This is a genomic window from Constantimarinum furrinae (assembly GCF_014295415.1).
Taxonomy (GTDB): Bacteria; Bacteroidota; Bacteroidia; order Flavobacteriales; family Flavobacteriaceae; genus Constantimarinum; species Constantimarinum furrinae.
The window spans coordinates 285,229-311,495 of sequence record NZ_CP052909.1 but is presented as its reverse complement, the minus strand read 5'-3'; the positions used below and the strand labels follow the sequence as shown (position 1 = coordinate 311,495).

Annotated in this window: 24 protein-coding genes; 15 read left to right on the top strand and 9 right to left on the bottom strand. The window is 40.8% G+C overall.

What is annotated here, in order from left to right:
- Positions 1–23: 23 nt before the first annotated feature.
- Positions 24–1,277: a type IX secretion system plug protein gene (locus ALE3EI_RS01515; RefSeq protein WP_186990137.1), complete on the bottom strand. Its 1,254-nt coding sequence runs from the start codon at positions 1,275–1,277 to the stop codon at positions 24–26.
- 191 nt (positions 1,278–1,468) lie between these two features.
- On the opposite strand from ALE3EI_RS01515, the gene ALE3EI_RS01510 reads away from it, so the two are divergent.
- The 9 genes from ALE3EI_RS01510 (at position 1,469) to ALE3EI_RS01470 (ending at position 14,133) form a co-directional block, all read left to right on the top strand.
- Positions 1,469–2,821 carry a Na(+)-translocating NADH-quinone reductase subunit A gene (locus ALE3EI_RS01510; RefSeq protein ID WP_186990135.1) on the top strand — a complete coding sequence of 451 codons (1,353 nt, stop codon included), beginning with the start codon at positions 1,469–1,471 and terminating at the stop codon, positions 2,819–2,821.
- A 4-nt stretch (positions 2,822–2,825) separates the two neighbouring features.
- A complete protein-coding gene (locus ALE3EI_RS01505; RefSeq protein WP_186990133.1) occupies positions 2,826–4,052 on the top strand; it encodes an NADH:ubiquinone reductase (Na(+)-transporting) subunit B in 1,227 nt (408 codons plus the stop codon).
- A 3-nt stretch (positions 4,053–4,055) separates the two neighbouring features.
- The gene (locus ALE3EI_RS01500) at positions 4,056–4,805 is read left to right on the top strand and encodes a Na(+)-translocating NADH-quinone reductase subunit C (protein WP_186990131.1); all 750 of its coding nucleotides are present in this window, start codon (positions 4,056–4,058) and stop codon (positions 4,803–4,805) included.
- 3 nt (positions 4,806–4,808) lie between these two features.
- Positions 4,809–5,456: an NADH:ubiquinone reductase (Na(+)-transporting) subunit D gene (locus ALE3EI_RS01495; RefSeq protein WP_186990129.1), complete on the top strand. Its 648-nt coding sequence runs from the start codon at positions 4,809–4,811 to the stop codon at positions 5,454–5,456.
- A 75-nt stretch (positions 5,457–5,531) separates the two neighbouring features.
- Positions 5,532–6,266 (top strand): NADH:ubiquinone reductase (Na(+)-transporting) subunit E, encoded by a 735-nt coding sequence (gene nqrE / locus ALE3EI_RS01490; RefSeq protein ID WP_186990127.1) that lies wholly within the window; start codon positions 5,532–5,534, stop codon positions 6,264–6,266.
- A gap of 3 nt (positions 6,267–6,269) precedes the next feature.
- Positions 6,270–7,577 carry an NADH:ubiquinone reductase (Na(+)-transporting) subunit F gene (gene nqrF / locus ALE3EI_RS01485; RefSeq protein ID WP_186990125.1) on the top strand — a complete coding sequence of 436 codons (1,308 nt, stop codon included), beginning with the start codon at positions 6,270–6,272 and terminating at the stop codon, positions 7,575–7,577.
- 182 nt (positions 7,578–7,759) lie between these two features.
- Positions 7,760–12,508 carry a S8 family serine peptidase gene (locus ALE3EI_RS01480; protein WP_186990123.1) on the top strand — a complete coding sequence of 1,583 codons (4,749 nt, stop codon included), beginning with the start codon at positions 7,760–7,762 and terminating at the stop codon, positions 12,506–12,508.
- A 230-nt stretch (positions 12,509–12,738) separates the two neighbouring features.
- Complete coding sequence (locus ALE3EI_RS01475) at positions 12,739–13,101, top strand: Na(+)-translocating NADH-quinone reductase subunit F (RefSeq protein WP_186992253.1); 363 nt, start codon at positions 12,739–12,741, stop codon at positions 13,099–13,101.
- 12 nt (positions 13,102–13,113) lie between these two features.
- Positions 13,114–14,133, top strand: a complete 1,020-nt coding sequence (locus tag ALE3EI_RS01470; protein WP_186990121.1) for an FAD:protein FMN transferase — start codon at positions 13,114–13,116, stop codon at positions 14,131–14,133.
- Here the strand turns inward: ALE3EI_RS01470 and ALE3EI_RS01465 are convergent.
- The 7 genes from ALE3EI_RS01465 to pepE all read right to left on the bottom strand — a co-directional run bounded on the left by ALE3EI_RS01465 (position 14,119) and on the right by pepE (position 19,994).
- Positions 14,119–14,895, bottom strand: coding sequence for a class I SAM-dependent methyltransferase (locus ALE3EI_RS01465; RefSeq protein ID WP_186990119.1), 777 nt, complete (start codon positions 14,893–14,895; stop codon positions 14,119–14,121). The genes ALE3EI_RS01470 and ALE3EI_RS01465 overlap by 15 nt on opposite strands.
- A 10-nt stretch (positions 14,896–14,905) precedes the next feature.
- Positions 14,906–15,724 carry a type I methionyl aminopeptidase gene (gene map / locus ALE3EI_RS01460; RefSeq protein ID WP_186990117.1) on the bottom strand — a complete coding sequence of 273 codons (819 nt, stop codon included), beginning with the start codon at positions 15,722–15,724 and terminating at the stop codon, positions 14,906–14,908.
- A gap of 9 nt (positions 15,725–15,733) precedes the next feature.
- A complete protein-coding gene (locus tag ALE3EI_RS01455; RefSeq protein WP_186990115.1) occupies positions 15,734–16,135 on the bottom strand; it encodes a BT0820 family HAD-type phosphatase in 402 nt (133 codons plus the stop codon).
- Between the two features lie 52 nt (positions 16,136–16,187).
- Positions 16,188–17,702 carry a 2,3-bisphosphoglycerate-independent phosphoglycerate mutase gene (gene gpmI / locus ALE3EI_RS01450; protein ID WP_186990113.1) on the bottom strand — a complete coding sequence of 505 codons (1,515 nt, stop codon included), beginning with the start codon at positions 17,700–17,702 and terminating at the stop codon, positions 16,188–16,190.
- 61 nt (positions 17,703–17,763) lie between these two features.
- Positions 17,764–18,525, bottom strand: a complete 762-nt coding sequence (locus tag ALE3EI_RS01445) for a M48 family metalloprotease (RefSeq protein ID WP_186990111.1) — start codon at positions 18,523–18,525, stop codon at positions 17,764–17,766.
- A gap of 23 nt (positions 18,526–18,548) precedes the next feature.
- Positions 18,549–19,286 carry a M15 family metallopeptidase gene (locus tag ALE3EI_RS01440; RefSeq protein WP_186990109.1) on the bottom strand — a complete coding sequence of 246 codons (738 nt, stop codon included), beginning with the start codon at positions 19,284–19,286 and terminating at the stop codon, positions 18,549–18,551.
- A gap of 3 nt (positions 19,287–19,289) precedes the next feature.
- Complete coding sequence (pepE, locus tag ALE3EI_RS01435) at positions 19,290–19,994, bottom strand: dipeptidase PepE (protein ID WP_186990107.1); 705 nt, start codon at positions 19,992–19,994, stop codon at positions 19,290–19,292.
- A gap of 84 nt (positions 19,995–20,078) precedes the next feature.
- Between pepE and ALE3EI_RS01430 the strand changes: the two genes are divergently transcribed.
- The 6 genes from ALE3EI_RS01430 to ALE3EI_RS01405 all read left to right on the top strand — a co-directional run bounded on the left by ALE3EI_RS01430 (position 20,079) and on the right by ALE3EI_RS01405 (position 25,540).
- On the top strand, positions 20,079–20,888 hold the full coding sequence (locus tag ALE3EI_RS01430) for a carboxypeptidase-like regulatory domain-containing protein (protein WP_186990105.1): 810 nt from the start codon (positions 20,079–20,081) through the stop codon (positions 20,886–20,888).
- A gap of 13 nt (positions 20,889–20,901) precedes the next feature.
- The gene (locus ALE3EI_RS01425) at positions 20,902–21,648 is read left to right on the top strand and encodes a carboxypeptidase-like regulatory domain-containing protein (protein WP_186990103.1); all 747 of its coding nucleotides are present in this window, start codon (positions 20,902–20,904) and stop codon (positions 21,646–21,648) included.
- A gap of 49 nt (positions 21,649–21,697) precedes the next feature.
- Positions 21,698–22,207 (top strand): DUF6702 family protein, encoded by a 510-nt coding sequence (locus tag ALE3EI_RS01420; RefSeq protein ID WP_233279985.1) that lies wholly within the window; start codon positions 21,698–21,700, stop codon positions 22,205–22,207.
- A gap of 69 nt (positions 22,208–22,276) precedes the next feature.
- Positions 22,277–24,580, top strand: a complete 2,304-nt coding sequence (locus ALE3EI_RS01415; RefSeq protein WP_186990101.1) for a M1 family metallopeptidase — start codon at positions 22,277–22,279, stop codon at positions 24,578–24,580.
- Positions 24,581–24,664: 84 nt separating this feature from the next.
- Positions 24,665–24,952 (top strand): Sec-independent protein translocase subunit TatA/TatB, encoded by a 288-nt coding sequence (locus tag ALE3EI_RS01410; RefSeq protein ID WP_186990099.1) that lies wholly within the window; start codon positions 24,665–24,667, stop codon positions 24,950–24,952.
- Complete coding sequence (locus ALE3EI_RS01405) at positions 24,953–25,540, top strand: phosphatase PAP2 family protein (protein WP_186990097.1); 588 nt, start codon at positions 24,953–24,955, stop codon at positions 25,538–25,540.
- 47 nt (positions 25,541–25,587) lie between these two features.
- On the opposite strand, the gene ALE3EI_RS01400 is transcribed toward ALE3EI_RS01405, so the two are convergent.
- Positions 25,588–26,229: an O-methyltransferase gene (locus tag ALE3EI_RS01400; RefSeq protein ID WP_186990095.1), complete on the bottom strand. Its 642-nt coding sequence runs from the start codon at positions 26,227–26,229 to the stop codon at positions 25,588–25,590.
- Positions 26,230–26,267 lie beyond the last annotated feature (38 nt).

Below are 26,267 nucleotides of genomic sequence, written 5' to 3'. Positions count from 1 at the left end.
AATTAAGAGAGCTGAAACCCAATTTAATTATTGGTGATTTTTGAAGAATTGGCCATTCCCATTCCTACGATACGATCGTAACGCTCTCCCAGATCCCTGAAATATACCAATACCGTATAGTCGTTTTCAGTTTGCCAGAAGCTACCGCTTATGGGGGTAGGGTCTATGGATCCGTCACGGTCTACAAGTACATATTTGTAATTATAAAAACCTTGTTTAAATAGTCGTGAGCATCGATAGGAGTCACTGTATTCATCATAAGAAAGATAAGTACTTCCATCTATGGTCCAGTTATTAAAGTTGCCGTAAATATGAATTTCCTTGTCGCCAATATTATCGAAATACTGCAGATTAAAATGGATTCTAACATATTCGGCTTCAATGGAAGGATTTTGTACATCCAGATTCCGTACCACAAAATTACCGTTGATATCGGGATTATACGTATATGGACGGTCTGATCGATCTATGTCGGTATACAAATAGTTTTCGTACAGGTCATTCAACTCTACCCGGCGAATACTGTTGCTGGCTGCCCTAACATCCTTATTGTCGAAATTATGAAATTCATTGCCACCCCAGAAGGACGATTCCTGATCGTAGCGGTAAATAAGCTCGGTTCCTATAGTGTACTGAGGTTTCAGATTCGTAATTGCCGTCTTTAAATTGCTGTTTTGCATAACCAGAGTTTTAACGGTTTGCTTGGGATTTCGCAACAGCAGAGAAGAAGAATTAATTGTAAACTGAACAGATTGCTTGGCGTCAATATATTTCAGGTCCCGGGATCTTTTAATATCTACGGAAACACCTACCAGTGATTCCATGACCATAAATTTTCTTGAAAATACCAGATAGCCGTCATCGTCGTATATGCTTAAAAGGTAATTCCCGCTTTTTTCAATCCTCCGAGTTTCCCTGTTCGGAATGTTGAGTCGGTAATGAGAGAAGATCTGAAGCGTGTTTAGCGAGTTCTCGTAAGTTTCAATACGAACATCATCAAACCCATCGAGATATTCTCCTTTAGATAGATCACTGGGCGTCCAGTCGAAATTATGATGGGTGATGACATAGTAAAAATCGGCTTCTTCACCGTTCAATGCATCAAAAGAAAGCTGCAATCGTTCCCCCAGTCTTATAATAGGCAACTGACTTTGAGAAGTACTTCCTTTAAACTGGATCGTTCTTATATAATCTGGTGCCGGCCGTTCTTCAACTTGAGCAAAAAGTCCGGAAACGGTTTGAGAAAGAAGGGTAATTACAAATAAAAGTCGAAACATAAAACGGTTTTTGAAAGGCTAAAGATAAACAATTTCCATGCCTTATTTTCTTCGGAATAATTGAACGCGCTAATTACAATAAAATTATAAATATTTATTATGTGGTGCTACTTTAAATTTATAAATTTGCACTCCCGAAATCCTGATAGTATTCAGGATAAGGAGTAAAAGAAATTATAACACACTATCCTATGTCTAAAGACATTAAGATTAAAAAAGGTCTTACCATTCGACTTAAAGGCGAAGCGGATAAAACTCTTTCCAAAGCACCGCGTTCCAGAACGTTTGCCATTAAACCTTCCGATTTTCATCTGATTACACCTAAAATGGTAGTCAAAGAGGGAGAGAGAATTCAGGCAGGTGACACTATTTTCTTTTCAAAACAAAAAGAAGAAATAAAATTTGTTTCTCCTGTTAGCGGAACTCTTACCGCGATCGAACGAGGAGCAAAGCGGGTGATCACCGAAATTTTAATAGAAGCAGATCCTCAGGATAGCTTTAAGGATTTCGGAAAACAAACCCCGGAGAAGATGGACGCTAAGTCGGTAAAAGCACATTTGCTTGCTTCCGGTTGCTGGCCCTTTATTAAACAACGTCCATACGATGTTATCGCAGACCCCGAAATTAGCCCAAAAGCGATTTTTATTTCGGGATATTCTACGGCTCCTCTTGCAGCCGATCTCGATTATACACTTAGAGGAAAAGAGAACGAATTACAGGCAGCAATTACGGCATTGAGTACACTAACTGAAGGAGCTGTTCATGTTTCAGTAGGAAAATCAGGTGGTTCTCCTCTGGAAAATTGCACCAACTGCACCATTCATAAAGTTAGCGGTCCTCATCCGGCAGGAAATGTGGGGACTCAGATTTCGAAGATCGATCCGGTGAACAAAGGGGAAACTGTTTGGACTGTGGCCGCACAGGATCTCGTGATCATTGGAGAGTTATTGTTAACTGGAAAATTTAATGCCGAGCGCGTTATTGCGTTAACAGGGTCTTCAGTAAAGACACCAAAATACTATACGACAAGAATAGGGTCGGAGGTCGCTACATTTATATACGATTCCGGATTGGATGAAGAAAATGTTAGAGTGATTAGTGGAGATGTACTCACAGGAAGAAAAGTTTCTCTTAAAGGTCATATGGGGTATTATAACAATACCGTTACAGTGATACCTGAAGGAGATGACTATGACTTCTTCGGTTGGAACAAACCGGTGTTCAATAAAATATCGGCTTCCCGGGCACTTACTTTCTCTTGGATGCTTCCGAATAAGAAATATGAATTGGACACGAATACGAATGGCGAACATCGTGCATTTGTGGTAACCGGAAATTATGAGGAGGTTTTCCCAATGGATATTTACCCTTTGCAAATTTTAAAGGCCTGTATGGTGGAAGACTTAGACGCTATGGAAGCACTCGGAATGTATGAAGTTGCGCCTGAGGATTTCGCGCTTACCGAATTCATATGTGTTTCAAAACAACCACACCAGGAGATCATCAGAAATGGTTTGGACTTAATGTATAAAGAAATAGGATAATGCTATGGGATTGAAACAAAAATTACATACGCTAAAGGAAAAATACAAGGGCACCAAAATGGCACCGGCATTCAATGCCTTGCATACTTTTTTATACCTGCCTAATGAAACCACACATTCCGGAGGGCATGTTCGTGCTGCAGATGACTTAAAGCGTACCATGAATACGGTCATCATGGCGCTTATTCCGTGTTTGATCTTTGGAATGTTTAATGCCGGATATCAACATAATTTACAAACCCTACCCGAGATCACTAAAGCCATGAGCTTTTTTAGTGGTGAATTCTGGAATTTTCAGAACCTTGTCGTGGGAGCCTGGAAAGTACTGCCATTGGTATTGATCTCTTATGGAGTAGGTTTGGCAGTAGAATTCTTATTTGCTGTAATAAAAGGACACGAAGTAGAAGAAGGATATCTGGTTACCGGGATGTTGGTTCCGTTGATCGTACCAATCGATATACCATTATGGATGCTTACTGTGGCGGTTATCTTCGGAGTAGTTATAGGTAAAGAAGTATTTGGAGGGACAGGAATGAATATTCTGAATCCTGCACTTACCATTAGAGCCTTTTTATTCTTCGCTTATCCAACCTGGATGAGTGGGGATAAGGTATGGGTGCATGGAGCGGTTGATACTGTGGGTCAGCCGGATGCCATTTCAGGAGAAACTATCCTAGGGGCTTACGCACAAGGAAATGAAACCTTAACCATAGCCGGAAACGATATGGGTATTTGGGATATGTTCTACGGATTTATTCCAGGCTCGGTAGGAGAAACATCGACCTTACTTATATTATTAGGCGGATTGTTTCTCATTTTTACCAAGATTGGAAGTTGGAGGATCATGTTGTCTTCAGTCATTGGCGCCCTTGTTATGGGATTGATCTTTAACGGAGTGGCCGATGCAGGTTGGATCTCAGAATCCAGTAAATTCTTTACATTGATGAGCACCGAATTCTGGCAACACCTGTTAATAGGAGGTCTGGCCTTTGGTATTGTTTACATGGCGACAGACCCGGTTACGGCGTCACAGACTAACAAAGGAAAATGGATCTACGGATTTCTCATCGGATTGATATCCGTATTGATAAGAGTATTCAATCCGGCCTATCCCGAAGGTGTGATGCTTGCGATATTGTTAATGAACGTATTTGCACCTACCATAGATCATTATGTGTTACAGGGTAACATAAAACGTAGAATGAAGAGAGTTAAAGTTAAAACAGCGTAAAACATGGCAATTAACACCGATAAAAATAGTTACACTGTCATCTTTGCCATCATTATGGTGGTAGTAGTAGGATCGCTATTGGCAGGATTTGCAAGTGGTTTAAAACCCATGATAAAGGCAAATGAAAAGTTTGAGAAACAACAAAACATACTGTATGCTCTTGGCGTAAACGAAAATGAAGGACCTAATGATGTAGCCTTTGTCTCCACCGATGTCGTTCAGGAAGAATTCGATAAATACGTAACAAAGCAGTTGGTAATTCAAGGTGACCAGGTTACTGAAAATGACGAGGCATATCTTATCGACCTGAAAAAAGAGGAGACCAAAGCAAAGGATAAGAACTATCAACGCCGACTCCCACTCTTTGTTGCCGAAAAGGACGGAACTACATTGTATGTAATTCCTGTAAGGGGTAAAGGTCTGTGGGACGCAATATGGGGCTTTGTTGCTGTGGATCAATCCATGACAATTAAGGGAGTATATTTCGATCACAAAGGAGAGACACCCGGACTTGGAGCGGAAATAAAGCAAAGATATTTTATGGACGATTTCACCGGTGAGAAATTTCTAAACGGAGGTGCCTTCGAAGGAATTAAAGTTGCCAAGGGTAATAATGATCCTAAGAACGAAGATACTACCGATAATGAGGTAGATGCTTTGGCAGGAGCAACCATTACAGGTGATGGGGTTTCGGCCATGCTAAAAAAAGATATAAAAATGTACGTGCCATATTTTAAAACATTAAACCAATAAGCTATGGGACTTCTATCGAAGAAAGACAGTAAATTAATTTTAGACCCGTTAGCAGACAACAATCCAATCACTATTCAGGTATTGGGAATCTGTTCGGCATTGGCAATTACAGCGCAGTTAAAGCCTTCTATAGTAATGGCAATTTCGGTGGTTTTTGTTTTAGGTGTGGGAAATGTGGTCATATCGCTTATGCGAAATATTATCCCGTCAAAAATTCGGATTATCGTACAATTAATCGTGGTAGCGACGCTGGTGATTATTGTAGATCAGGTACTGAAAGCCTTTGCCTACGAATTGAGTAAGGAACTTTCGGTATTCATTGGTTTGATTATTACCAACTGTATCATTATGGGACGTTTTGAAGCATTTGCCCTGGGTAACGGTCCGTGGAAATCTTTTCTGGACGGAATTGGAAACGCAGCCGGTTACGGATTGATATTGATCATAGTTGGATTTTTCAGAGAGCTTTTAGGTTCGGGAACCTTATTCGGATTTAAAGTCTTGGGTGATCCGGTCGAAAAATCTGGGCTGTACGCTATCGGATATGAAAACAATGGATTTATGGTATTGCCTCCAATGGCTCTAATTGTGGTAGGTATCATTATCTGGGTACAACGTAGCAGAAATAAAGAATTAATAGAAGAGCATTAAAAAGTCTGTGGGAAGCAGTTTCAGTAGGTATTGTTCTTACTGCCAACTGCCACTGCCAACTGAACACTAAAATATATGGAACATTTAGAGTTATTTTTTAAATCGGTCTTTGTAGACAATATGGTGTTTGCATACTTTTTGGGTATGTGTTCCTACCTAGCCGTTTCCAAAAAAGTAAGTACAGCAGTAGGTTTAGGAGCCGCTGTTATCTTTGTACTTACAGTTACCGTACCCCTCAACTGGTTACTGGATCAATACATTTTAAGAGAAGGAGCCCTGGCTTGGCTGGGAGCAGATTATGCAGATTATGATCTAAGCTTTCTCTCTTTTATTTTATTCATCGCCACCATTGCCACTATGGTGCAATTGGTTGAGATCATCGTTGAAAAATTTTCACCATCACTATATAATTCATTAGGAATATTCCTTCCGCTTATTGCAGTAAACTGTGCCATATTAGGTGGGTCGTTGTTTATGCAGTCGAGAGATATTGAAAGTTTTACACTGGCACTCAATTACGGTTTTAGTTCCGGAATTGGATGGTTTCTCGCTATAGTCGCAATTGCAGCGATCAGGGAAAAGATTCGGTACAGCAATGTGCCGGCACCCTTACGCGGACTCGGAATCACATTTATTATTACCGGTTTAATGGCGATAGGATTTATGAGCTTTGGAGGAATGCTAACCGGAGGAGATGAAGAAAATCCGGCTTTAGACGGCCAATCGTCAAATGTTGGAATGCAAATGGAACAAAATAATGAAACGATGACTTCTGCTAAGATCGTAGAAGTTTCAGAAATAACAGAATAAATTATGTTTTTAGCAGCGAGCACCCTTGGAGTTATTATTGCAACCGTCGTTGCCTTTTTGGTACTGACCTTGTTATTGGTAGCCCTATTGTTATTCACAAAGCAAAAATTATCGCCATCCGGTCCGGTAAAGATCACCATCAATGATGAAAAAGTGATCGAGGTAGAGTCCGGCGGAACATTACTTTCTACCTTGGGGAATCAAAAAATATTCCTTCCCTCGGCGTGTGGAGGTGGAGGAACCTGTATTCAGTGTGAATGTCATGTTCTTGAAGGAGGAGGAGAAGCTTTGCCTACCGAAACACCTCACTTTACTCGGAAAGAATTAAAAGATGGTGCGAGATTATCCTGCCAGGTGAAAGTGAAGCAGGATATGAATATTCATATCCCTGAAGAAGTCTTCGGAATAAAAAAATGGGATGCAACCGTAGTGCGTAATTATAATGTAGCTTCCTTTATTAAAGAATTTGTAGTTGAGATTCCGGAAGATATGAATTATAAGGCCGGTGGTTATATTCAAATTGAAATTCCCCCGTGTGAAGTAAAGTTCGAGGATATGGATATTACGGCTCACCCCGAAGAACACGACACGCCCGATAAGTTTCAGGAAGAATGGGATAAGTTCGGATTATGGCCGTTGGTAATGAAAAACACTGAAACCGTTGAACGAGCGTATTCTATGGCCTCTTATCCTGCAGAGGGAAGAGAGATCATGCTCAATGTACGTGTAGCGACTCCGCCATGGGATCGCGCTAAGAACCAATGGATGAACGTAAACCCAGGGATTGCATCCTCATATATCTTTAATTGTAAAAAGGGAGATAAAGTTGTGATTTCCGGGCCTTATGGTGAGTTCTTTATCAATCCTTCTGAAGCTGAGATGGTGTATGTAGGGGGAGGAGCCGGAATGGCACCTATGCGATCACATTTATATCACTTGTTCAGAACGCTTAAGACAGGAAGAAAAGTTACCTATTGGTATGGTGGACGTTCGAAGAGAGAATTGTTTTATATAGATCATTTCAGAAATCTTGAAAAAGACTTTCCTAATTTTAAATTCTATATGGCACTTTCTGAACCTATGGAAGAAGATAACTGGAAAGTAAAGAAAGATATTAACGACGAGGGTGATGGATTTGTTGGATTTATTCATCAAGTAGTGATCGACAATTACCTGAATCATCACGAATCTCCCGAAGATATCGAACTTTATTTTTGCGGCCCGCCATTAATGAACCAGGCGGTTCAGAAAATGGGAGAAGATTTCGGAATCCCTGATGAAAACATCAGGTTTGATGATTTTGGAGGATAAGTTTAAAAATAAACATCAGTGTGTCAACCCTTTGAGAAATCAAAGGGTTTTTTTATGCGTTTTAACCATGATTAAATGTTTTTTATCGATAAAAAGTTGCACTATACCGATAAAATACTATTTTTGATACGTATAGCGCTCAATATTAGTATAGTAAACCCTCCGCACTAATTTTATTACTTATGAAAAGAATCGTACTCCTCCTATTTTTACTCAATGTTTCTATTTCGTTAGCTCAGGTAATTACTAAAAGTTCCGGAACTCAACCTAAGGAGATTTTAACGGCAGATACCTATAATGCTAAAATTGAGGCCATTTGTAAAAGTAATAATGCCAATATGGTCTATGAGTTGGCTGCGGTGTTTTCAGATCTCGACAGACTTCAGAAAATAGAGGCAGAGACCTATGCGCTGCTGCATAATATTCCAAAAAGAATATATCATGAAAATGGTTCTTTTTCAGAATTGATGCGACTTTCAGAGTACGGATTACCCGTTTATTATCAGCTCGATAATGTAGATGCGGCTGTTTCATCCAGAGCTAATTTTCTGAATACCGGTGGCGGTTTGGGTTTAAACCTCAACGGTGATGGAATGATCGTACATGTTTGGGACGGTGGCCCAACACGACCTACACATCAGGAATTCGACGGAGCCGGAGGAAATAACAGGGTAAGTATTATTGATGGAGTAACCTCTTTAAATGGAAACAGTTTTCATGCCCAGCATGTAACAGGGACTATTGTAGCGTCAGGATTTAGTCCGAACGCCAAGGGGATGTCCTGGCAGGCAGATGCACGTACGAGCGAATGGACCAGTGACCTTAGTGAAGCAACCACTGCTGCAGCCGGAGGTATGATCCTTTCTAATCACTCGTATGGAAACAATATCACATTTGTTACAGACGCTCAATTTGGTCAATATGGTACTGCTGCCCGAAACTGGGATGCCTTGATGTATTCCCAACAGAATTATCTTATGGTAAAATCTGCCGGAAACGATGGGAATGATAATTCATCCAACGGTGCACCACTCGGTGGAAATTCGTCTTTCGATAAGTTAAGTGGCAATGCCACGGCAAAAAACAATCTGGTTATTGCCAATGCTACCGATGCTAGTGTTAACAGCACTACCGGGGCGCTGATTTCGGTTTCTAGAAATAGCTCCAGTAGTGAAGGACCCACAGATGATTATCGCATAAAACCCGATATCGCCGGAAATGGAACCGGTTTATACTCTTGTTATGATAACAGTAACAGTGCCTATAATACAATTTCGGGTACTTCCATGGCTGCTCCTAACGTCACAGGAACATTGCTATTACTACAGGAGCATTATCAGGATCTCCACGGATCAACGATGAGAGCGGCGTCCTTGAAAGGACTCGCCTTACACACAGCAGACGATATGTCGCCAAATGGCCCGGATGCACTAACAGGTTGGGGCTTGCTTAACGCCAAAAAAGCAGCGGAGACTATCTCCGACGCCGATACCGGTTTTGCCGTATTGGATGAAAGAACACTAACTAATGGTTCCACATATCAGATTACTATTCAATCTAACGGAGTCGATCCTTTAATGGCGTCAATTTCCTGGACCGATCCTGCGGGAACAGCCAATGGCGGGTTAAACAGCCCGACTCCCGCCTTAGTGAATGATCTCGATCTTCGGCTGGACAATGGAACTACATATACGCCATGGCGTTTAACCGGTGTTAACACCAATGGAACAGGAGACAATGTAGTGGATCCGTTCGAGAGAATAGATATTGCCGGTGCTTCCGGTACGTATACCCTAACGGTATCTCATAAAGGAACACTGTCTGCAAGTCAAAACTATACACTAATTGTTACCGGGGGAACCATTGCAGCGGCAACACCTGTAATTGCATATTCATCAATTACAGGATCAACCACCGAAAATTCCGATTGTAATTTTACCGACCTAAACATCGAGTTGAATATAGGAACTGCACCATCTGCAAATGCAGATGTTACTTTTTCGGTGAACGGTACTAGTACCGCAACAAATGGCGTTGATTTTCAGGTTTTAACACCTTCGCTTACTTTTCCATCCGGTTCTAATGCACCTCAAAATATGGTGTTGCGCGTATATCACGATGGTTTTGTAGAAGGCAATGAAACCGCTGTGATCGACTTTACAGTAAATCCCAATGGGGGGGATGCCACCGCAAATCCGGTTGCCGACACATTTACTTTTACCATAAATGACGACGACATAGTGCCTAACGCAAATATCTTAACCAATGTCCTTACAGAAGATTTTGAAGATTCGACAGGATGGACGGTCATCGATAATGACGGGGATACCGAGAACTGGGGAATTTTTAATCCATATGCTCATGGGAATCTTTCGGGCTTTTGGGCCGGTTCGGTAACCGATCAGGCTGTAACGGGAGGATCCGGGGTTTTAACTCCAGATAACTTTTTTTCAAGCCCTGTTTTTAGCATACCTGCCACAGCTACGAATACGCGATTTACTTATGAAATCGGTGACTTTGGCACTCCTGAACACTATGCCGTGTATTTTTCGACATCCAAGAATACGGCAGCGGCTATAATTGCCGGTACTTTGGTTGAAGAGACCAATACGGTGGGAAATAATACTACCTTACGAACTATTGATTTAACTACGCTGGCCGGACAAACCGGATATCTGTCATTCAGGCATTTTAGCACTTCCGGAAATTCATTGCTTATGCTTGATACCGTTGATGTTGTTGTTACTGAAGGAACCGAAGTTCAATCTGCAGTAAACTCGGGAACGCCAGATGAATTAAATATCAATGGAACTGGTACCGCTTATGCTTCCGACCCGGGAACTGGCAATATAATGGCAGGAATAACCAACAATAATTCATTTGATTATGGATGTGTGGACGTGTCTGTTTCACGCGCCGGTACCGGAGCTCAGTCTTATAATGGAAGTACCTTACCCAATCATGTAACCGATAAAACTTTTGATTTTTCTCCCGAAAATACTACGGGTTCTGGAAGTACTTCGTTGACATTTTATTTCACACAGGCTGAAATCAACGGATGGATAGCGGCTACGGGATTAACGGTAAATGATCTGGTGGCAGCTAGAGGAAATGCTAGTTCCTTTGTTGAAGTAGTTAGCATTACCTCAGGAACCTTTGGTACAAATACCACCTTGTCGGGTAACTTTACCGGATTGGACGGAACATTTTATTTTGGTCCGGCAGCAGCTTTTGTTGCCTGCCCGGGTGTCACCAAGACCTGGAATGGCTCAAGCTGGAGTCCTTCGGGAGCTCCCGGATCTAATGATACAGTGATCATAAACGGAGCCTACGACACCAATAGCGATGGCGATCTCAATGCATGTACACTTACCATCAACAGCTCGAGAACATTAACGGTTAATGGTGGCGGTCTTTTACATATAGACGGAGATATTACCGTCGACGGAACATTGATCGTGGAACACCAAGGTATTGTGGTTCAAACCGACCCGTTAGCTTCGGTTACCAACAATGGTACTATTAATGTACAGCTTACCACCCCTGTGCTTCAGAATCGTGATTTTATGGTTATGGGAAGCCCCATGAGCGGCGAGACACGAAACGGTGTATTTACCAATGCCTTCTTAGTGCTTAATCACGATCCTTCAAACTTTATTCCTCACCCGGGAGTACCTGCAGGAGGAACGAATTTTGCAGACAATAACGGAGATCTTTGGACCACCTATAATGGAGCTATCAATGTAGGGGAAGGATATATTGTAAGACCACAAAGCGGATATACAGATCCCGCCAATACCACTTATGATATGACCTATTCCTTAGGAACGCTAAATAATGGTGATGTAAGCAGAGATATAGTGTATAACGGAGCAGGAGCTAATCCCGATGGAACCCCAAATGCACTAGCCAATCCGTATGCTTCGCCCATCTCGGCAGATGCGCTTATCTCAGGAAACAGTGTGATAGACAGAGTATATTTTTGGGAACATTTAACGCCTCCCAGTACTTCTATCCCCGGATACGGTTCTCTTAATTTCAGTATGGATGATATCTCTATGTACATAACAGGAGGAGCGCTTCCGGCAGCAAACGACCCGGGAACCAGTACGGAGCCCAACGGAGTAATCTCTACCGGACAGGGGTTTGCCATTAAAGCATTCGCCGGTGGCCCCGGTAATGAAGTAGTCTTTACCAATGCCATGCGACTTACCAGTGGAAATAACACCCTTAGAACCCCACAGCACGATGTAGAAAAAGTAATGCTCAAGGTAAGAAATGACGCATTTAACTTAGGAAGTCATGCTCTGGTAGCCTTTAACCCTCTCGCCACAGAAGGTATGGACGAGAACTATGATGCCGACAGACTTGCAACAACCATTTCCATATACTCTCATCTTGATGATGGTACAGAGCAGTTGGGTATCCAAAGTAGAGGAGTCTTTAATGCTACCACTAAAATACCAATAGGCTTTGCCTCACAGGTAGAGGCCAATGCAACCTATACTATTTCTATTGCGTCCATAGAAGGTGAGATTCTTCCCAATGCAACCATTTATCTTGTAGACAATTGGGAAAACACCATTACCGATCTAGGCGCAGGAAACTATGAGTTCACAAGCGGCAAAGGAACCTTTAACAACAGGTTTACCCTTCAGTTTGTGTATGAAACACTGGGTGTTACCCCAAACAAGTTGGACTTGATCTCAATTTATCCAAACCCGACACAGAATATCGTAAACATCGTATCACCACAGGTGGAGATCACATCGGTGGAAGTGTATGATGTGAGAGGAAGAAAAGTGGAACAGGTTTCGTACAACAGTAGTACGAACTATCAGTTGGATCTGTCAAAACTGGATTCGGCTCTGTATTTTATTAAGATCAATTCAATTGAGGATTCAGTAATAAAAAGAATTATAAAAAGATAATTTTACTAAGTATACCAATAAACAGAAACCGTCACTTGAGCAGTGGCGGTTTTTTTGCCTTCTAAAATTGCTTATTTTTGCAGAGGAATATACGAAGGGTTAATGTGTTCAAGTTTTGAAAAATCTGAACGATTCGGCCATTAGACTGTGGTATTCAGCATCCCTCGGTACTTCCATAGAAATTCCGGCCTATTATTGTACTAAGATTAAATGTATTCGATTTGAATAAAATGAAAGAAGAGCTTACAGAACAGGAATTACATAACCTAGCAATGAATATAGTAGGGAAGGATCTGGAATCCAACGGATTTGAATTTTTAGGCGTCAATTCCAAGTTAAAAAAGGACCCTCAGTTTGTTGCTTTAAAGGACAAGGACCTACATTTTATAGTAGTAAGAGCTGTTTCATATCCGGACGATGCCAATGTATATGATCCTAAACTTATGAACACCATAAAGGATCATGCCGATAAATTTGAGGCTAAGACCTATTTTGCAGGTGTTGGTCTGGGGCATGGAAGTGATTATGCGAGACCGGTACTCAAGGATGAGGATTATACCATGGTATATAACGGATTGCAGGAAATTTTATAATTCAACATTTAAATGAAAAATTCCTTCCAATATTTAGCCTATTTATCGCTCATTCTTTTCTTTGTTTCCTGTGAAGATACGCCGGAAAGTCCTATAGTACTTCATGGAGATGCTTTTGGAACGACCTATAGCATTCAGTATTATCCGAAGACTTCTTTTGATGCTGAAAAGGGAATCGATTCGGTAATTTACGCCGTGAACAAGTCGGTAAGTACTTATCTACCCAACAGTGATATTTCAAAAATAAATGCAGGCGACAGTAGTATGGTGGTAGATGCCATTTTTAAGGATGTCTTTTTAATTTCTGAAGAAGTTCATAAAAAGTCGTTTGGTTATTTCGACCCCACCGTAGGTGTCTTACGAAATGCGTATGGCTTTGGTGACGCAGCCCCTATTTCTGAAATAGATAAGGCAACACTGGATTCCCTCATGAAATTTGTAGGGTTTCAAAAAGTAAAATTATTATCAGATGGAAGGATATCAAAGGAACATCCGGAGATCTATTTTGATTTTAATGCAGTTGCCAAAGGCTACGGAATTGACCTCATAGGGGCATACCTTCAGAAGAATGGAGTTGACAATTTCCTGATCGAACTGGGAGGTGAGATACTGGCTAGAGGAAAGAATCTTTCTAAAAATGAATCCTGGGTGGTGGGGGTAGAATCGGTAGATTCCGATCTGCAGAACCGTAAGATCACTAAAGCACTCCATTTGAAAAATAAAGCAATGGCTTCCTCCGGCAACTATAGGAAGTTCAGAATTGATTCGGTAACAGGAAAAAAATATGTGCATACCATAAATCCGTTAAGCGGATCGGCCATGCAAAGCGACGTGACCAGTGCAACCGTGATCGCAAATAGTTGTGCCCTCGCCGATGCTTATGCTACCGCATTTATGGCACTGGGTCTGGAGCGTTCGAAAGAGGTGCTTGGTTCACTACCCGAACTGGATGCCTATCTCACCTATAGTGATTCTATAGGAACCCACCAATCCTTTATAACCAAGGGATTTAGCGCTTTATTGTTGGATTAACTTCCTGCAAACAGGAATTAGTTCGCCCTTGGCCAGTCGGTATCTATGTATATCTTCAGGAGTAAGTGTAGCAGTGTAATCCACGGCATCTACAGAAAAACCTACGGCTTCAAGTTTAGAAAAGTAATCCATTCCATAAACTCTCACATGATCGTATTGTCCGAAAATACGGGCTCGTTGTTTCGGATCTGTTATGGAATTATCCTCAAAAGTGATTTCTCTGTTTTGATCTAATGGAATTTGAAGTATTGCAGTCCCTCCGGGTTTCAGTATTCTATAAATTTCCCTCATGCCTTTATTATCGTCCGGAATATGTTCCAATACGTGATTGCAGATAATAAAGTCGAATTCGTTATCCTGAAACGGGAGATCACAAATGTCTGCTTTAACATCGGCTATGGGTGAATTTAAGTCGGTAGTGGTATAATCCAGATGCTTCAGTTTTCTGAAACGCTTGTAGAATGCTTGTTCCGGAGCAAAATGCAGTACTTTTTGTGTACTGTTAAAAAATTCGGTTTCATTTTTCAGATATAACCAGAACAATCGGTGACGCTCCAGAGAAAGTGTACCGGGTGCCAATACATTTTCTCTTACCTTTTCGTAACCGTAAGGAAGGAACTTTCTATACGATTGTCCGTCAATAGGGTCAGTATACGTGTCACCTCTTAAGAAAAAAGCAACAAAGGGACGGATCACATAACTCAGCCGTATTAGTAAGGTTCGGGGAATTAGGTTCAGAAAGAATTTAAAGATTTTTTGCATTAGCGCAGGTTTATAATACCAGCTCCTTCTGCCGGAATTCTTTTTCCTCGTCACTTTCAATACCTAACGCTTCATAAATATACCCGAAGGTTGAAAGTAATTCAGGTTTGCCATCAACTACGGCTACATTGTGTTCAAAATGCGCACTTGGTTTACGGTCTAAGGTAAGTATGGTCCAGCCGTCTGCTAATTGCTCAATACGTCTGGTTCCGAGATTTATCATAGGTTCTATGGCAACGGTCATTCCTTCAACGATCTTTTTTCCTTTTCCTCTTCTTCCGTAGTTAGGCATTTCGGGATCTTCATGCATGGTACGTCCTAATCCGTGACCCACCAATTCTCTTACCACGCCATAACCTTCTTTTTCACAATGCTGTTGTATGGCATAGCCAACATCACCGGTTCGTTTACCGGTTCTCAGCTCTCTAATCCCTACATATAGCGACTCTTTGGTAACACGTAACAATTTGTCAACCTCAGGGCTTACTTCTCCTATCTTAAACGTATAGGCATGATCCCCGTAAAACCCGTTTTTTACAGCCCCGCAGTCTATAGAAATGATATCTCCTTCCTTTAAAGGTGTATTGTTGGGGATGCCGTGGACAACCTGAGCATTTGGACTCATACACAAGGTGTTTGGAAAATCATATAGCCCCAGAAATCCGGGCACGGCATCATTATCCCTTATAAATTCCTCAGCGATCTTATCTAATTGCAAGGTCGTCACTCCCGGTTTCACCTCTTTGGCCAATAAGCCAAGCGTTCTTGAAACAATAAGAGCAGCCTCTCGCATCAATTCTATTTCTTCTGAAGTTTTTGGTATGATCATATTGTATCTTTAAAAAGGAAACCAACCCTTTTTTTTCTTTTTTTCTGTTGACACCGGTTTTTTTTCACCGATCAACAATTGATATATTTCTCCCCAGCCCATTAATCCACCAATGTTACGATCGTCTATAAAATAATCGGCATTGATCTTTCGACTGTATTTTGATTCAAATTCCTCTTCCGGAAAGCTCTTATTTACTGCATAAAAAACAACACCGTTTGCTTTACAAAACTCCACAGCATCATCCAGACGTTTCCCGCTACGATAAGTCCAAAGGATCAAGCGATGTCCTCTGTCCTGCAATTTCTTTAGGGTGTCGAAAGCAAAGATCCTAGGCTTTCCAATGGAAGGATATTCATCTTCTACAATGGTTCCGTCAAAATCAACTGCTATAGTAAACGTTTCGTTCATTAGTTGGTATAAAGGTGCAAAATTACAAAGAAAATACCTATCCCAAAGTCAATTAGATTAGGGATTTTTGTGTCATTTCTGAAGGCTTTTCGATCCCCATTAGTTCTAATATAGTAGGTGCAATATCCCCTAAAATACCGTCATTAATTTCGGTAAGCTCAGAGTCCACCAATATCACAGGAACCGGATTAGTCGTATGTGCTGTATTTGGAGACCCGTCGGGATTGCGCATGGTTTCACAATTACCGTGATCTGCGATCAGAATTGTCGTATAGTCATTTTCTTTTGCGGCTTCTACGATAGCTTTGGTGCATTTGTCAACTGTTTCACAGGCTTTAATTGCAGCGTTAAACACTCCGGTATGTCCCACCATATCGGGATTCGCGAAATTCAGGCAAATAAAATTTGCCGATCTGTTTTCTATTTCAGGAAGAATTTTATCGCGTACTTCATAGGCACTCATCTCGGGTTGAAGATCGTAGGTAGCTACTTTTGGTGACGGACAAAGGATTCGTTTTTCACCATCGAATGGAACTTCCCGACCTCCGTTAAAAAAGAACGTTACATGAGGATATTTTTCAGTTTCGGCAATTCTGATCTGCTTTTTGTGGTGTGATTCTAATACTTCGCCTAAAGTTTTCTGAATATGCTCCTTATTGTAGACCACTTCGATCCCTTTAAATGAATCGTTGTAATTGGTAAGTGTTACGAAATGAAGGGGGAGGGTTTTTAAACCGAATTCAGGCATGTCGCGCTGGGTGAGTGCTTCAGTAAGTTGTCTTCCTCTATCGGTTCTGAAATTAAAAAAGATAACAACATCGTCCTGTTTAACCGTGGCAACAGCTTTACCATTTTCATGCAGTACTATGGGCTTAATAAATTCATCAGTAATGTCTTCAGAATAACTTTTTTGAATGCTTTCTATACAATTTTCTGAAGGTTCACCTTTTCCGAACCGCAACAGATCATAAGCCATTTTTACACGTTCCCAACGCTTATCACGGTCCATCGCATAGTACCTCCCTATGACTGAAGCCAATCTTCCCGTGGTCTTCGTCATGTGTTGCTGTACTTCCGAAATAAATCCTGCCCCGGAACGCGGATCAACATCCCTGCCATCAGTAAATGCATGCACAAAAACATCCTGTAAATCTACTTCAGAAGCAGCAGTAAGCAAGCCCTTTAGATGATCTATGTGTGAATGAACACCGCCATCAGATACTAGGCCTAAGAAATGCACGCTTTTATCATTTGATTTGGCGTAGTCGAAGGCTTTCCTAATTACTGTTTCATCTTTTAAACGATTATTGGAAACCGCCAGATTGATTTTTGCCAGATCCTGATAGACAATACGTCCGGCACCAAGATTCATATGGCCTACTTCGCTATTTCCCATTTGTCCGTCGGGAAGCCCAACATTCATTCCATGCGTTAACAATTGTGCATTGGGATAGATTTTATAAAGAGAATCAATATAGGGGGTGTCAGCCTGTGAAATCGCCGAAACGGATGGATCCTGAGTAATTCCCCAACCATCCAATATGACTAATAAAACGTTCTTGTTCATGGTATTTTGCTAAGTGCAAAGATACACAGAAGAAAAATTTATAGGGCAAAGTATATGCACTTTAGCCACCGTATTTTACAATAGCCTCTTCAATTTTTTCAATGCGATTATCGGGATCGGGGTGAGTGCTTTTAAATTCAGGTGCGCGATTCGGACCAGCAGCGGCTTTCAATAGCTGCATTACAGTGATCATTTCACGAGGATTATAACCGGCTTTTATCATAAACCGAACGCCCAGATTATCACTTTCAAGCTCGTCTTCCCTACCATTTCCTAAAAGGACATTCTGACCAATACCGGCGACCAAGCCCCCTGCGTCTGCACCTACGTTCGCACCCTGTGCCACGGTTTGCCAGAATTCACTATTTGCAATACGCTCTGCAGAATGACGGCCAATTACATGACCGATCTCATGACCCAAAACTCCGGCTAGCTGATCTTCACTACTCAATTTAGAATACAAAGCATAGGTGATAAAGATCTGTCCGCCCGGTAACGCAAATGCATTTACGGTCTGCTCGTCGGCCAGTAAATGAAATTCATATATGTAAGGTGTTTCACGGGCAATTGTATTATCCACAAGTTTGGCACCTACCTGATCCACATACGCCTGAAGTGAGTTATCGAGGTGCAAGCCACCATATTCCTTTGCCATTTGAGGAGCACTTTGAAGTCCGATGGCGATCTCCTGCTCGGGATCCATAGAAATAACCTGCTCTTTGCCGGTGTACTCATTAACTTCAGTATTAGCACATTTTTTAAAGAACGCAAATGCCACAATGGCCAATCCGATCAATATCCTGATTTTCCAACTATTTCTCATAATCCGGGTTTTATTATATCAATTTACGAAAGTAATTTGGAATTTATATCCAGTATATTTTCACTTTTATACGTTGAAATAAATTCTTCCGAAAAATGTTGCGCACCCAGAATCTTTTCTTCCAGAAGGATCTTTTTTAGATCCAGTTTTTTGTATTCTTCCAGCATTGGTTTCGATACCGGGGCATAACTGAAATGCCAGGGTTCGTATTTAAATCCTTTCCGGTGAGCATTATCGGTATACACTTCAAAAAAACCAAAAGATTCTGCGTTTTGATCCAACCAGTCCTTTAGCTTACAAAAAGGACCCTTCCCGTGGAAATGTTCAGGTTGAAGCACACTTTGGGGCCGTGGTGCATTGGCATCAATAATATCAATGTCGGTACCCCAATGGTGCCTTGAGGTACCCGGAATGGTCGAATATTCTATGATCTTTTCTATGGCCGCCATAGGGTTCATTCCTTGTGCCGTAAATCGCCTGTACTTACCTTCATAGATCTCTTTCTGTCGTCGGAAACTGCGATAAGCAGAGACGACTTCTATGTTTATATTTTCTTTTGCAGCAGCAGCTTTCATTAATAAAAAGTTCTCATAGCTCTCTTGCTGCATTTTAAAAGAGTCTCCCAATAGGTTGGGAGTTCCTTTCCCTATAAGAATATCCCGGGAATAATTCTCTTCAGAATATCCAAAAGAAAGTTGTGGTAAAATACAGAGTGCGGTTCCCGCAAATAGAAATGATTTTATAAATTGATCTCGTTTCATAAGCTAAAAATAATCAATTATAGTACCGCTTTCGATCTCGTAAGGTTCTTTATTATGCTCAAAAATTCGTGCGGTCAAAGCACCTTTTAACGTGATATCGGATTGCTTTACCTGCAGCCAACTGCCTTCTCTAAGTCCGATTACCGGACTTGCATTTTGAGTGTGAAATTCCTTAATACGGGTTTCCCGGGTTTCCCCCATATGTGTACTGTCCGGATCGGGATCTAGGTAGTGCGGGTTTATATTAAAGGGAACGACCCCCAAAGTTTTAAAAGATGGCGGGTACATGATTGGCATATCGTTGGTCGTTTGCATGGTGAGTCCGCAGATATTACTTCCGGCACTTGTTCCCAGATAAGGGAGGCCTTTAAAAATAGCTTCACGCATTGGAACTAACAGATCATGTTGGTACAATTTTGTGACCAAAACAAAGGTGTTGCCTCCTCCCGTAAACACTCCACCGGCATTTGCAAGGGCTTCTTTCGGGTTTGAAAAAGTATGAAGGCCAACGACCTTTTTGTCAATTTTTTTAAAAGCTTTGGAAGCGACCTTAGTGTACTCATCATGTGAGATCCCTCCGGGACGCGCATAAGGTACGAAGATGACCTCAGTGCTGTCTTTAAATAGTTCTGAAATCTCGTCCAGTAAGTATTCCAGATATCCTTTACCGTACACGGTGGAGGTACTCGCAATTATTAAATTTTTCATAGGTTGAAATTCATCAGATAAATTTAACAAACACAGGCCAATACTTTAAGATTTTAGTAAGAAAACAAAGCGTACTTTTAAGAAATGAAGTTAACATTACTTGTATTCTTCTTTTTTATAACGACACTTTTAGCCATTGGTCAGGATATAGACCGTGTTCAAATTGATGGAAAAATTACGGCTCCTCTTGGCGATGACACCGAAGGCGTGACCGTCTATAATGTTTCTTCACAACAGGGTACCGTTACCGACAAGGAAGGTAAATTTACGCTGAGTGTTGCCGAAAATGACAGGATCTATATTACAGCTTTACAGTTTCAAAGCTTTACGGTGATCGTGGATAGTGGTGTTATTGAATATAAACGAATGAATATTTATCTCAATCCCGCCGTTAATCAGTTGGAAGAGGTCATCGTTAGGCCTTATGATCTTACCGGTAATATTATAGCCGATCTGAAACGAATTAAGACCGCAAACACTACAGTAAATTGGGATCTTTCTTATGAAGCTTTAGAATTTGGGTATGAGTTCAGCGCCGACGAAAATACTAAAGTAGACGGAAATGCAGCACAGGATGCATTGGGAACAGGTGGAATTAAAAATGGGTTTAATTTTGTGGGAATTTTTAATCTTTTATTTCCGAAGAAAAAAAAGACCAACCATGAAGTTTCCGTAACTAAGGAAGTAATCACCAATGCGCTACGACAACGCTACAGCAATCAGTTTATTGCAGAAAAATTTGGTATTCCAACAGAGAAGGTAAATGAATTTATTTATTTTACTGAGGACAACGGACTTCCCGCAGACTTGCTAAAAGCCGAGAATGAATTGGAATTACTAAATTTCCTCCATCAACAAAGCAACGATTATAAAACTCAAATTGGAATTAACTAAACTTTGCTCCTTATTGAGCTGTTTACTTCTTCCGCTGTTCATGCAAGCGCAAACTCAGGTATTGCAGGGCAAGGTTACTAATGAGATCGAAGTGGAGGGAATTCATATCCTGAACACTTCTTCCAGATATAATTCGATCACAGATGCCTACGGAAATTTTGCCATCACTGTAAAAGTGAATGATACCTTGGTTTTTTCATCTGTAAATTATATGCCTGAAAGCCTACCGGTTACCCCTGAAATATTCGAAAAAGGAGTGATGCTTGTTAAGCTTTCTGAAATGGTGAACGAACTGGATGAAGTGGTACTGGGTCCTAATTTGTCGGGTAATTTACTTACCGATATCAAAAACATTAAAACGGAAGATGAATTTAATTTTGATGATGTAGGCATCCCCGGGTTCAAGGGAGAACCTGAAGAAAAAATAGTCCCCATAGTGCCCTATCTGGGACTCGCAACTGCAGTGGATCTGGAAGCCTTGTACAAACACTTAAGCGGGTATTACAAAAAATTGAGAATACAGCGAAAATGGGATGCCCAAAATAGTGCCGTTGCCCATATAATTAGTTATTATGGCCCCGATTTTTTCTCTGAAGCCTTTAAGATTCCGGAAAATCGATTGTACGACTTCTTATTATACTGTATTGAGACCAGTAGTATTCAAACCGATTTCAACACTCAGCATTATGCTGGAGTATTGTCGGTATTGGAAGAAAAGAGTGTGATCTATGTTGAACGGCTATCCAAAAAAGAGGAATAATATTTGTAACATTCGCCTAAAAAAAACGTCAAACAATTTTGCATAGTTTATGAAAATGAAATTTTTTAAAATTGCCTTTCTACTTTTTCTGGTTCCATTGCTTACCGCATCAACGACTCACAAGTTTTATGTGAGCATTACCAATGTTGAATATGTGGAAAAAAAGGAATCCCTTCAGATCATTTCCAAGATCTTTATTGAAGACTTAGAAACAGTCCTTCAGAAAAGATTCGACCCCAATGTGCATTTGGCCTCAAAAAAAGAAACTAAAAAGGATCTGGCATTACTTCAGAAATATGTCCTTCAGAAAATAAACATAAGCGTAAATGATAAACCTGTAAATATCAAGTATATAGGGAAAGAATACGACATTGATGTTGTAAAGATCTATCTAGAGGTTGAAGGGGTTAAAAAACTGAATTCCTTAGAGATCGAAAATAAAATATTACACGATCTGTTTGATGAACAGCAAAATATCATACACCTAAAAACACCTTCAACACGTCGCAGTCTCATCCTGGAAAAGGAGAATCCTAAAGGTCTGTTAAACTTGAACTAAAGAACTCTTAAAACCCATAATAAAAACTATTTTTATCACCTTAAATAAATTATCAAACTCCTAATAATTATGAAACTTACTAAGTATTTTGCCCTGGTAATTGTTTTTCTTGCAGCGGGAATGACCTATGCACAGGAAACTGAAAAAGAACAACGGGAACCCGGTCATTATAACAACAATCGGTTTAAACAACTTTACGAAGAATTTTCTACTCCTAATATGTTCAGGACTGCCAGCGGTGCTCCCGGACCAAATTACTATCAGCAACAAGCAGATTATGTGATGGATATTGAGCTGGATGATAAGAATTCTAAGATCACCGGATATGAAACAATTACATACACCAACAATTCACCCGATGTATTAGAATATTTATGGGTTCAGTTAGACCAAAATGTACGGTCCAAGGACTCAAAATCACCCCTTATTGAAGGCAGTGGTGCCGCGCCTGCAACTATGGCCGGAAGTTTTGTAGGCCAATATATGGGATCGCCTTTCGATGGTGGATTCAATATTATGGAAGTAAAAAATGACAAAGGTGGAAACTTACCCTATACCATCAATCAAACCATGATGCGTGTTGAGATGCCCAAACACCTAAAACCGGGTGAAAAATTTGTGTTTTCTATAAGATGGTGGTACAATATTCAAAATCATACCACAGATGGTGGTCGAAGTGGTTACGAAGTCTTTGAGGACGGGAACAAGGGATATGTGATTGCGCAGTTCTATCCTCGAATGGCGGTTTATAACGATGTGGAAGGATGGCAAAACAGTCAGTTTTGGGGAAGAGATGAATTTGCATTGCCCTTTGGAAACTTTGAAGTAAACATCACTGTACCTGCAGACCATACCCTGGATGCTACGGGTACACTTCAGAATAGAAAAGAGGTTTTTACAAAAGAGATGATGGATCGCTATGAAAGAGCGAAAAAATCATACGACAAGCCTGTAATGATCGTAACACAGCAAGAGGCTGAGAATGCGTCAAAAGGTTTTTCAACAGCAAAGAAGACCTGGAAATTTAAAGCCGAAAACGTACGCGATTATGGTTTTGCTACCTCAAGAAGATATATTTGGGATATGATGGCCGTAAAAATAGGCAACAGAGATGTGATGGCCGTTTCGGTATATCCTCCCGAAGGAAACCCCCTATGGGAAGATTACTCTACCAAGGTTGTGGCAAGTACGCTAAAGTCATACTCTCGAATGACCTTCGATTATCCGTATCCTAAGGCGATCTCTGTGCATGCCAAGGGACAGGGAATGGAATACCCAATGATCTGCTGGAATTACGGAAGACCCGATAAAGACGGAAACTACAGTGAGCGTACCAAATACGGAATGATGAGTGTGATCATTCACGAAGTGGGTCATAATTTCTTTCCTATGATCGTAAATAGTGACGAACGTCAGTGGACCTGGATGGACGAAGGGCTTAACACTTTTGTACAATACGTTGCCGAACAAGATTTTGGAGAATGGTATCCAGAAGCGATCGCTCCTAATCAAAAATATCCATCGAGAAGAGGACCTGCAAAAAATATAGTGGATTATATGGCGGGAGATCAGGCGAGTTTAGCACCTATTATGACGAAAGGCCTGAACACCTATAATTTTGGTGCAAATGCATATTCTAAACCGGCTACCGGACTTAATATACTTCGGGAAACTATTATGGGACGTGAACTATTCGATTATGCGTTTAGAACCTATGCCCAGCGTTGGATGTTTAAACACCCTACTCCCGAGGATTTCTTCAGAAGTATGGAGGATGCATCGGCAGTAGATCTCGATTGGTTCTGGAGAGCCTGGTTCTACACCACAGATTATACCGATATAGGTGTGAAAGAAGTTAAGAAATTCTACGTTACTTCCAAGATCAATAAGGAAGTTCGGGAAATTATGGAAGCACGAGGGATGACAGAAAGTGATCTTCCTCCTTTGGTGTACCTTGTTGAAGAAGGAAGTGAGGATTTTGAGGAGAGTATGAAGACTGCAACACTGGACGATGTGAAAACACTTCAGGAGTACATTATGGATAATATTCCGGCTTCGGAAAGAGCTAATTTAAAGAAGCCCAAGTATTTTTATGAAGTAACTTTTGAAAAGCCGGGAGGGATTCCAATGCCTATTATTGCTGAATATACCTACAGTGATGGCAGTACCGAAAGAATTACATATCCGGCAGAGATATGGAGAAAGACAGATAAGTCTGTTGGTAAAGTGATCGCTTCCGATAAAGAGATCGTAAAGATCATGGTAGACCCCGATGAGGAGACTGCCGATATCGACACTTCGAACAACGCGTGGCCTCAACGTAAGAAACTTGGCGAATTCGATTCGTTCAAGGAAAACGTAAAGGGAGAATAATAAAAATATAATTCTATAGTAAAAGCCTCGTTAAAGTAACGGGGCTTTTTAAATTATGGGAATAATCTTGTTTATATTTGCATCATGATAGCGCAAACATTTTTCTTATTTATAAGTGGAGCCGAAATTGCATTCATCATTTTCATAGTGTTGATGGTCTTTGGTGCAGATAAGGTTCCCGAGATAGCGCGCGGACTGGGTAAGGGAATGCGTCAAATAAAGGATGCAACCAATGATATCAAGTCTGAGATCACAAAAAGCGCCGAAAAACAGGGGCTGGATGTGGATATTACCAAGGATTTCAAAAAGGAAATTGACAAAGTAAAAGAAGATGTGGACGAAATAACGGGTCCGATTAAAAGAAAATTCTAGATGATTGAGATCCTGAAAGAATTAGACAGAGAGTTGTTCATCTTCTTAAACAGTCTGGGAATTGAACGTTTTGACGCCTTTTGGTTATTTGTCACACAAATTGAGAGCTGGACACCGCTCTTCATACTGTTCATTTTTCTTATGTATTACTTCTACAAATGGAGAGATGCCAGTGCCACAGTATTCTTTTTACTGCTTACCTTTGGAATTACCATATTATTTACCGGTATTGTAAAGGAGTATGTCGCTAGACTAAGACCTAATAACGTTGAAGCTTTGGCAGAACTTATTAGAATATTACAAAAACCTTCCAACTACAGTTTCTTTTCGGGTCATGCGTCTTCCAGTTTTTCCATCACAACCTTTGTCGTTTTAGTCCTGAGAAAACACACAAAATGGATTTACGTTGCCTTCTTATGGCCGTTCATTTTTGTCTTGAGCAGAATTTATGTTGGAGTGCATTACCCAAGTGATATTATGGTGGGTGCATTAGTAGGTACTGTGATCGCATATGTATTTTATCAACTCTGGAAGGTGGAAACACAGCAGGAACTGGTTGAAACTAGTATAAATCAAACTGAAACATAAAAATTTCCAGCCTAATAATTCTATAAGGTTGAGGTGTGATGTTTTGGTTATTTCACTCTAGAAATTGTTAATCCGTCGCGAATAGGAAGCATCACTGTTTCCAGTTTAGGATGCTCGTTTAGCATTTTATTGTAGACCAGCAGCGCTTGGGTATCTGCATCGTCGTCTTTTACATCTTCTGTTACTTTCCCGCTCCACAACACATTATCGCTTAAAATAACCGCTCCGCTTCTTAGCTTCGGTAGCAGGAGTTCAAGATATTTGGGATAATTGCATTTGTCTGCATCGATAAAGACAAGGTCAAAATCGAAATCCAACTGCGGAATGATCTCCAGAGCGTTCCCGGTATGTTGAAATATTTGTTCACCAAATTGCGACCTGTCAAAATATCGTCGCTGAAAATCGTGTAATTCTTCATTAATATCGATGGTGTGAAGCTCCCCGTTCTGCGCCATGCCTTCCGCCAGACAGAGGGCCGAATATCCGGTATAAGTTCCTATTTCTAGTATGTATCGGGGACACATCAATTTGGAAAGCATGCTCAAAACCCTCCCCTGTAAATGACCGCTCAACATACGGGGTTGCAATACCTTCTGCCAGGTCTCTCGTTGTAACTCTGCAAGTAGTTCCGGTTCGGGTTGAGTATGTGCCGTTACGTATTTGTCAATTTTTTCAGGAAGGAAATCCATGGGTTTTAGTATTCAGTATTCAGGAATTAATGTTTGAT